Source organism: Phaeocystidibacter marisrubri, assembly GCF_008933165.1.
Lineage (GTDB): Bacteria > Bacteroidota > Bacteroidia > Flavobacteriales > Schleiferiaceae > Phaeocystidibacter > Phaeocystidibacter marisrubri.
Map to the genome: position 1 here is coordinate 1 of NZ_WBVQ01000005.1, position 2,961 is coordinate 2,961.

A 2,961-nucleotide genomic window follows, 5' to 3' on the forward strand; every position below is an offset into this window, starting at 1 on the left:
CTCTGCGGCTTTCTTTACGGTATCGAATCCTGAAGGTGCTTCTGCGGCCACAAACAATCTCGAACGATTCTTTGGTTTTACATTTCTCTCGATAGATTGTATCGTATCCTTACTGGCCAAACCTCCCTGCTCCAAATCAAAGAATGCACAACTCCAATTCAAATCAAGGAATCCATCAATGAGTTGCTTTACAAATTCACTCTTACCGGCATGTGGATCCCCTTTGAGTAGAATGGCCAACTTGTACCGCTGAAGGTCCTGCATGAACTCTCCGATCTTCCCTGGTAACCTAAAAGTGTCCGGGCGCTTCACTGCATCTTTCTTATCTGCAGTCACAAATAAGTCTTTCAACTCTCCGGATAATTCTTTGATCTGCTTCGCGCCTCCAATCAGTTTTTTGGCTGAATTGACAATGTTGTCAACTGGACCAGCTAATGCGAGCTCGAGCTGATCATTCTTACTCAAAACTTGCGCTACTTCTGGATTCAAATTCGACATATAGGCGGGCACGCCTTTTGAGTCCCTCGCTAAAATATAATCAGCAGCTTCTTGTGCGGCGCTACAAGCACGGAAGAAGAACTTATTGTCCTTCTCCATTTCCGACTTGAGACGCCCCATCCAGTTTTGTAAATACGGGGCACTGTTGTCCAAGGTAAAATACAGAATACCAGCTTCAGCGTTCAAGTAATTAGCTCCCATCTCGGCAATCAACTCCTCGAACGCATAAGCTTTTGATTTCATGTTGCCATTCAGCTCACGAGATAACCTCGTGCTATGCCCTGTACTATGCACCATCTCGTGGAAGAATGTTGAATAGAATTCCTGTGGACTATCAAAAGCTTCGATGTACGGAAGTTGGATGTAATCATCTCCAGGACTATAATACGCGTCATCCCCACCGAGAACAAGCTCAGGAGCTGTTGGGTACGAGGTGACGATAGCCTCGGCTATTTCTATTTTCTCAGAATTCTTCTTCGGAGCGACTTTTTTCAACTTCCAGTCAATTCCTTCAATATCATCTGCATTAAACACCTTGTAGTATTTAAGCATCGGAATCCTCTCAAGCGTTTCACATTGATCTTGAGTTGATCCCTTCTCACCGCATGCAGAGAACCGTTTCCAATACTCATTCTCGGTGATGGTTTTGCCCTGGTACTTATGGTAGAACATGAAGTAAACCACCATATACCCCTTGGATCCCTTCTTCAACTTGCCTCCTCTCTCCTGAATTTGCTTGAAAGTCAAAAAATATGGGATATCCCAATTGCGACCTGTCAAGGCAGGAATAATGAAGTTTAGAAGCATTGCATTAATGCCTCGATAAGCCTTTTTAGAAGCGAAGTTTGAAGCCGAAATTCCATATTTGTTTACCGACTTCCACGATTTACGCCATGGCAAATTGCCTTTCTTCTCGATGGCCTCTATCACCATTTCTGTCACCTTCTGGTAAACATCCTCCGGTGACACAGGTTTTCCCAATCCCAACTCATCATCTTCCCAACCTTCAGCCGAAAGTCCATATAAACCTTCAGTCAAAGGAGAGTAGAGCTCAAGATCAAATGCTTTCTTATCCGGGTATCTCTTTAAAAGATCCTTTAGGCGCATTGTAACATCTACAGCGCAAGGATCCTTACTCTTCCCGGATAGGTCAAGTAAGTTTTCAACTTCCTTTCGGGTGATGTTGCGACCGTGTAGATTATTGAATTGAGCTGTGATTGACATTGAGATAGAGTTTCTTTAGTGATTTTGAAGTGCGTGAGCTCTTGACATTGCAGAGGACCAGGATTCGTCTTGTTCACGAATTTCGCTAGCCAAAGCTGCTACAGACTTCCCTTTGAATGAGAGAACTTTTACTTCTACCACTTGCCACCCCTCTTGAAGAATGCGTTTAGCCAATCGTGTTCGGCTTCGAATAACTTCAATAACCTTACCGTCTTGCCACACCTTGATTAAAGGCGCCTTACCTGTGATTTCTACTTCGTTTTTCATGTCGATTGAAATTGGTTTATGATAATTTTCCAGAGAATTGAAGCTTAACTCCAGCCACTTCAACATCCGCCCTGTACGCGATTCCATCTCTCGATGAGTTGGTCAAAACTGTGTCGATCATAGCTGTTGGAACATTCATCGTGATTCCACGAACTAGAGTTCGTGCCGACGGTGCGATACTGAAAGAAACAATACCAGGTTCCGAGTAAGCTATTTCTTCGCCGTTCTTGTAGAGCCGAACAGAGATAACCTTACCTGTATAGTTTTGACTTTCTGGATTTACTACCGGTAAGTCTAATTGAAAGACAACATTGCCATTCTTCAGTCCAATATCTCTAACTAAAGGACTCTCAATCTTGATCAGATCCAAACTGCTATTGACAGTGAGGTACTTATTGTACGCCCACACGCCGCCAAATAACAGGCCTATTGCTGCTAGTGTCTTTTTCATTTGAAGTCGAATATTTTAATGGATGCCGATATTTGAAAACTGCCGCCTTTTTCTCCTGGCCAATAGCCAAGAGTGTAAATCGATTGATCCTTGCAGCGTAGAGAAATAGTTGGAATCAGCGCAAACTGTCCGGGCGCCGATATAAAGCTACCTCCTGTAAAAAGACTATATCTAGGGGGCTGAATGGTCTTTGTGATGGTCACCCGCTCCGAGGGGCGTAAGAGCTTATAAGAGATTGCAATGGTATCCAACTGATTTTCACTTATAACAGGAGATAGCGACAAGTTTAGGTTCGTGTCTTGGAACACTGTTTTGTAGGTTCTTTTCTCCAAATACGCCTCAACAATGGCAGATGTATCTATCGATAAAGAATGGACAGCGAGGGGCGCTTCGCGCTTCACCACCTCGCCGCCATTCACACCACCTACATGAAGAGCTGTATCATAAACCAGAACTCTGGTCGTGTCAAAAGTCGCCACTTGAGTACTTGAAATAGCCGTTTCATCTCCAGAATACATTGA

Annotated in this window: 4 protein-coding genes; all 4 read right to left on the minus strand. The window is 43.8% G+C overall.

Annotated elements, in window-relative coordinates; genetic code table 11:
• The coding region (locus F8C82_RS14575) for an ArdC family protein (protein ID WP_151694361.1) at positions 1–1,722 on the minus strand (1,722 nt) is incomplete at its 3' end.
• Positions 1,723–1,737: 15 nt separating this feature from the next.
• Positions 1,738–1,989 (minus strand): hypothetical protein, encoded by a 252-nt coding sequence (locus F8C82_RS14580; RefSeq protein WP_151694362.1) that lies wholly within the window; start codon positions 1,987–1,989, stop codon positions 1,738–1,740.
• A gap of 16 nt (positions 1,990–2,005) precedes the next feature.
• On the minus strand, positions 2,006–2,440 hold the full coding sequence (locus F8C82_RS14585; protein ID WP_151694363.1) for a hypothetical protein: 435 nt from the start codon (positions 2,438–2,440) through the stop codon (positions 2,006–2,008).
• Positions 2,437–2,961: hypothetical protein (locus F8C82_RS14810; RefSeq protein WP_170266288.1), on the minus strand; the 525-nt coding region annotated here is incomplete at its 5' end. The genes F8C82_RS14810 and F8C82_RS14585, both read right to left, overlap by 4 nt.

Bases quoted from the DNA above. Each gene is read 5' to 3' on its own strand.
- F8C82_RS14580 (WP_151694362.1), bottom strand. From the start codon at position 1,989: ATGAAAAACGAAGTAGAAATCACAGGTAAGGCGCCTTTAATCAAGGTG.
- F8C82_RS14585 (WP_151694363.1), bottom strand. From the start codon at position 2,440: ATGAAAAAGACACTAGCAGCAATAGGCCTGTTATTTGGCGGCGTGTGG.